This window comes from Thioclava sp., assembly GCF_048263065.1.
Taxonomy (GTDB): domain Bacteria; phylum Pseudomonadota; class Alphaproteobacteria; order Rhodobacterales; family Rhodobacteraceae; genus Thioclava.
Window position 1 is genome coordinate 1 of sequence record NZ_JBLXEM010000072.1, and the last position, 5,653, is coordinate 5,653.

At 57.3% G+C, this 5,653-nt stretch carries 6 protein-coding genes; all 6 read left to right on the forward strand.

Annotation, left to right across the window (positions count from 1 at the left end; all coding sequences use genetic code 11):
* Window positions 1–962 (forward strand): lytic transglycosylase domain-containing protein (locus ACN0SD_RS20845; RefSeq protein WP_417810073.1); only part of this gene is annotated, 962 nt, incomplete at its 5' end.
* A gap of 50 nt (window positions 963–1,012) precedes the next feature.
* The gene (locus ACN0SD_RS20850; protein ID WP_417810078.1) at window positions 1,013–1,777 is read left to right on the forward strand and encodes a type IV secretion system protein; all 765 of its coding nucleotides are present in this window, start codon (window positions 1,013–1,015) and stop codon (window positions 1,775–1,777) included.
* A gap of 16 nt (window positions 1,778–1,793) precedes the next feature.
* Window positions 1,794–2,447 carry a virB8 family protein gene (locus ACN0SD_RS20855; protein WP_417810074.1) on the forward strand — a complete coding sequence of 218 codons (654 nt, stop codon included), beginning with the start codon at window positions 1,794–1,796 and terminating at the stop codon, window positions 2,445–2,447.
* Between the two features lies 1 nt (window position 2,448).
* Window positions 2,449–3,144, forward strand: a complete 696-nt coding sequence (locus ACN0SD_RS20860) for a TrbG/VirB9 family P-type conjugative transfer protein (protein WP_417810075.1) — start codon at window positions 2,449–2,451, stop codon at window positions 3,142–3,144.
* The gene (locus tag ACN0SD_RS20865) at window positions 3,141–4,535 is read left to right on the forward strand and encodes a TrbI/VirB10 family protein (protein WP_417810076.1); all 1,395 of its coding nucleotides are present in this window, start codon (window positions 3,141–3,143) and stop codon (window positions 4,533–4,535) included. Before ACN0SD_RS20860 ends, ACN0SD_RS20865 begins: the two co-directional genes overlap by 4 nt.
* 4 nt (window positions 4,536–4,539) lie before the next feature.
* Window positions 4,540–5,526: an ATPase, T2SS/T4P/T4SS family gene (locus ACN0SD_RS20870; RefSeq protein ID WP_417810077.1), complete on the forward strand. Its 987-nt coding sequence runs from the start codon at window positions 4,540–4,542 to the stop codon at window positions 5,524–5,526.
* Window positions 5,527–5,653 lie beyond the last annotated feature (127 nt).

Sequence of the window (5,653 nt, forward strand, 5' to 3'; positions counted from 1 at the left end):
AATTGGAAACGCTGGCGCGTATCCTCGACGCCCAATCAAGCTTTGGAGGCCAAGGCCTGCCCGCAATGGTGTCCGGTTTGGAATCTGGCAGTGGTGATCCGGCGCGATCTGTAGAAGCCGTTTATGGCTCAGGAGAAATTGATCCCAATCCCGGTGGCACGCAGATGTTTGGCGATGCGGCCCAGAATATCGAACAACTCATAATCCGTGTCGCGCAAGAAACCAGCGGCTTTGCGGGTGTAGGGCGTGCCGGACTCTCTCCCGTCCAATGGCGCGCCCTTCTTCAAGCCCTGATTTGGCAGGAAAGTCGTTTTACTATCGGTGCGCGTTCTCCTGTCGGTGCCTTTGGCCTGACCCAAATTATGCCGGGCACCGCCAGCGATCTCGGCATCAATCCTGCCTACTATGATAGCCCCTATTTACAGGTGCATGGCGGCGCGCGGTACTTGGCCACGCAACTCAACACCTTTGACGGCAACATCATCAACGCGCTTGCCGCCTACAACGCAGGGCCGGGCCGCGTGTTTGAATACAGCGGCGTGCCCCCGTTCCGCGAAACCCAGCACTACGTCACTGTCATTCCCGAACGCTACAATCTCTATCTCAGCCGGATCGGCGGTATAGAAGCCTTGGGAACAATCGATCCATCCCTTCTGGCCAATGCCAACCTCTCGATCACGGGACATGGCGCTGCATTCTACGGAAACAATTCTCCTACTGCCATCAGACAAGCCGCCCTGCGGATTCGTGACATCGTCGAGCGGATTTCCGAGACAGAGGATGTGCAGGAAAGCATAGCACTCAACACTTATGCCCGCGCTGAACTTGTACGCCTCGTCGCGGCCCGCATTCGCCTGCAAGCGGCAAGAACCCGGGCCTTGAGCGCGGTTGAATTGGCCCAAGCCTCCGCCCGCATGGCCGAAGGGAACTTCATGGATTTCACAATAGAGGAGTTGGACTGATGCATCAATCCAAATGGCTTTTGAGAACTGCTTTGGTTGGCACGCTTGCCATGGGCTTCCACACGGCGTCACCGACCTCGGTCTTCGCACAAGGCGTTCCTGTGGTCGACACCCAGAATATCGCCCAAAATATCCAGCAGCTGCGACAGATGATCGAAGATGAGATATTGCAAAACGAGCAATTAACGCAGCTCCGCGAACAACTCGCCACACTCACGGACCAACTTGCCGAACTGCAACGGACCTATGAAGCGCTCACCCGCCTCGCCGAACTGCCAGAGATTATCCGCACGCAGATGGAGGATGAGCTCAATGACCTTTTGGACCAAGAATTTGGCGATATCATCGCGACCATCGAAGCCATCAAGAGCGGGGATTTCTCTGGCCTGTCCGGGTCGGGCGCAGGCGAGATCGAAACCCAGATGGACCGCGTTCTAGCTGACCTTGGATTTGACGACGATACGCTTTCAGAAATGGCCAGTAGCGGGAACGCAAGCGCCAACCGGATTGCGACCCAAGCCACAACTGGTGCGCTGGTCTCGGCCGCTGCGCAAAACAGCTACGGCGATGCAGGCCAATCACTTGAGCGCGTTGATCGGCTGGTCGGCCTGATCGATGACATGGATGAATTGAAGGAAAGCGTCGATCTCAACACGCGCGTGACGGCAGAACTTGCGATTGCGCTGGTTGCCATGTGGCAGCTTGAAGCCATTCAAACCGTCGGTGACGGCACTGGTGGGGTGATCGATGCTGCAACCATCGCCGAAGAGCAGCGGTTCATGGATTTCACCTTGCCAGTCCTTAGTGCTGATTGAACCCGAGGTGTGATGCGTGGCGAGTGAACAAGAAATTATTGAGGAAGAACTCGTCTACGGCGCCCTTCGCCGTGAGCGGACGTGGCAACGGCTCGGCCTCATCGGGCTGATCTTTGGCATCTTGGGCTGTCTGAGTGCAGCGGCTGTGGCACTGCTCGACGTCGATCCACCACCCGTCGTCGTGCCCTATGATCCTGCGACCGGCTTCGCACTTCCCGAGGCCTCTGTCGGAGCGACAACCGTCACAGAAAACCAAGCAATCATCGAAGCGGAAGTGTTTCGCTACATAAGTGATCGCGAGGTCTACAACCAACTCGACAATGATGTGCGCGTGCGCAGTGTTTTGCGGCGATCCGACGGCGCAGCTGAAGCCTCTTTGCGCCAAATTTGGAACAGCGCCAATGCGGACTATCCACCCACGCTTTATGGTACGAGCGGTCGGTTGGATGTCGAAGTCCTGAGCATCAACCGGATCGGCATCAATCGTGCCACGGTTCGCCTGCGTAAACGCCTCAACTCTATCAACGGCGTTCAAACCGGCCTCTTCACTGCCACGCTTTTGTTTGAGTTCCGGCCAGAGGCGAGCCGCTCCATCGATCAGGTTTGGTCCAATCCCTTTGGCTTCACCGTGTTGGAATATTCCATCCGCTCCGACAGATTGGAGAACTAGTTTGTTTATCAAGTATTTCGTCTCGCTGCTGATTATCCTATTGCCCAGCATTGTCTTGGCCGAAGCGATACCGCGCGGCGGCCCTAATGACAGCCGCGTACGCCTCGCCACCTATCAAGAGGCCGAGATCTATCGCCTGAACGTCTCCCTCACACATGTGACAACGGTGGAATTCGGGGAAGGCGAAAGCATCCGCTCGATCATTGCAGGCGACACAGAAGGCTTTGAGATCGACGGCGTTCCTGGCGGGCAAGCCTTCGCGATCAAGCCCGTCGCGCGCGGCGTCCATACCAATGTGACGGTCTACACCAACCGCCGCAGCTACTACTTCAACGTCGAGGAGGTCCAAAGCCCCACGTTCTATGTGGTTCAGTTTCGCTATCCCGATGATGCAGCGACGACTACCAACGTCGTCGCACAGCAGGCCCCCAACTATAACTACGGGGCCAGCACGCAATCTGAGTTCACCCCGACGCGCGTTTGGGATGATGGGACGTTTACGTATTTCCAGTTTCCCCGAAATGCGCCTGTGCCAGCCATCTTCCGATACTCCAGTGGCCGCGAGCGTACGGTAAACACGCAAGCCGTCGAGGACGGTGTGATCCGCGTCTCTGGCGTGAACACGCAGTGGGTGTTGAGGCTCGGGGATGAGGTGGTTTGCATTCAGGCGACTCTACCAGCAGGGGCGTCATCATGAGCAATTCAGAGGACGCAGAGCTCGAAAAACGCCTCGCCGCACTAGAAAAGGGCGGAAATCGCGGGAGTTCACCTAGACCTCGACGCTCACCTTTTCTGGCCCTCATTGTCGTCGCACTCGTTGGTGCTGGTGGCGCCGTTCTCTACATGGTCTCCGGACCAGATGAGGAAACGTCTCTGCCAACAGCCACCCCTGATGTCTTTCAAAATGAGGGTGACGGCTTTGGCGCGATCGAAGCCATTCCGCCTCCCCCTGCCCCGGAAACTCAGATTGTCGTGGCCCCGGCTGCATCCATCGAGCCTAACGCTGAGCTTCTCGCGCAACTGGCTGCCCTTCAGGCCCAGATCGAGGAACTGCGCAATGCGCCAGAACCTGTGGTTGAAGAAGATACTGCGGCTGCGGACGCCATCGACGGGCTAACCGCTCAGATCGTAGCCTTGCAAAATGCATCGGAGGCAGCGCAACAGTTGTTTCAGGATGAATTGGCAGCACGTGATCGCGAGCTGGACCAAATCCGTATGGATTTGGAACTGGCCCAACTAGAGGCCAATCGGCCAGTGCCTGCGCCGGTGCCTATCGGACCGTCCGAGGAAGACCTCCTTGCGCGAGAGGCAGAACGGTTGCGCCGCGAAGAGGAGGCACGCCGCATGGCTGATCTTGAACGCCGCGCGGCAGAAGAACGCGCGTTTCAGGATCGCCGCATCACATCCCCCACGATTGCATTTGGCGGAACGTCCGGGGCGAATGAAACCCCGCTTGCCGAGCGCACATTCGGCGAAGTCACAGACTTTGTCCTGAACGGTGCGCTGCCGACCTCCGTCACCCAATCACAGGTGATCGCCAATCCTTCCAACACCATCATTCAAGGCACGATGATCCAAGCCGTCATGGAAACGGCACTCGACAGCTCCCTCCCCGGCCAAACCCGCGCCGTCGTCTCCGAAGATGTCTACAGCTTTGATGGATCGCGCCTTCTCATCCCACGCGGATCACGTTTCATTGGGCGCTATCGCTCGGGGCTAGATATTGCACAACAGCGCGTCACCATCGCGTGGGACCGCATCATCCTACCGGACAATCAATCCATCCAGATCAGTTCATTTGGTGGCGACGAATTGGGACGCTCCGGCGTCACGGGCTTCGTGGACACCCGCTTTGCGGAACGGTTTGGTTCTGCAGCTCTGATTTCGCTCATCTCGGCGGCCCCGAGTGCGGCCGCAGCATCCGTAGAGGATGAAGCCACAGCAGGCGTTCTCGAGGATGTTGGCGATGATCTGGCCGATGCCACTGACAGCGTGATCAGCGACTACCTCTCCATCGGTCCCGTTATCTACGTCAATCAAGGTGCCCGCGTCACCGTCATGGTTGACCGTGATCTCGAGAGCTTTTGATCCCATGTCGCTGAGTTACCTTCAAACGTCACTGGACAAGCTGGACGCCGCGTCCCGCGACGATGTCATCGAGATTTGCATCAACCCTGACGGCACTTGCTGGGGCGAATTCCAGGGCGATCACTTTATGCGTCTTCTGGATCAATCGCTCACAGAAACTGAGGTTAAGGACTTGGGCAATCAGATTGCCTCGAGCTCAAACACGACAATGAGCAAGGACAGGCCCATTGTCTCGGTTTCGATTGCTTACAAGGACCGCCCGATCCGCGCGCAGGTCATCACACCGCCTGCCGTAATGTCGGCCATGTCGATTAACTTGCGGTTCTTCTCAAGTCTCCCCCTCGAAAAGATTGAGCTGTCGTTTTTGTTTGGCAAGGAACGTAAGCTTGAGGAACTGCGGCAGGAAAAAACCCGGCAACTGCGCGAAGTCGTGGCATCCGGCGTGATCGACGATGCGCTGGCCTTTTGCGTTGAGAATAGGCTCAACATGATCGTCTCGGGTGGTACGTCGACGGGCAAAACCGTGGCAGCCCGCAAAATTCTCTCCCATGTCGGCGCGCAAGAGCGGATCATCACGATCGAGGAGGCTGCCGAGCTTCTGCCCGCGCAACCAAACGTGGTGACGCTGATCGCAAACCGCGATGCAGAATTCCAAACCGCCGATGTGCTTCTCACCGCAACGCTGCGCATGCGGCCAGATCGGATCATTCTTGGCGAGGTGCGCGGTAAAGAGGCCATGACCTTCCTGGAGGCCATCAACACGGGTCACGGCGGATCAATGACCACGCTCCATGCCGAAACCCCACAACTGGCGGTGCAGCGATTGGCAATCGCCGCCCTCAAGACAGAGATCCCAATGACCTATGCGGACATGGTTCGATACATCGAAAATTCCATCGACGTGATTATCCAAACCGGACGCCACGACGGCGCGCGCGGCATCACCGAATTCTACCTCCCCGGCATGGAACAGATTGGAGCACCCGCATGAAAACCTATGAGTACAAGATCCTATCATTCCCGATGGACCGTAAAAACCGCTTGATTGAGATGCAGGCCTCGTTGAATGCGAAGGGTCAGATCGGGTGGGAGGTCATCTCAATCAGCTCTTCCGAATT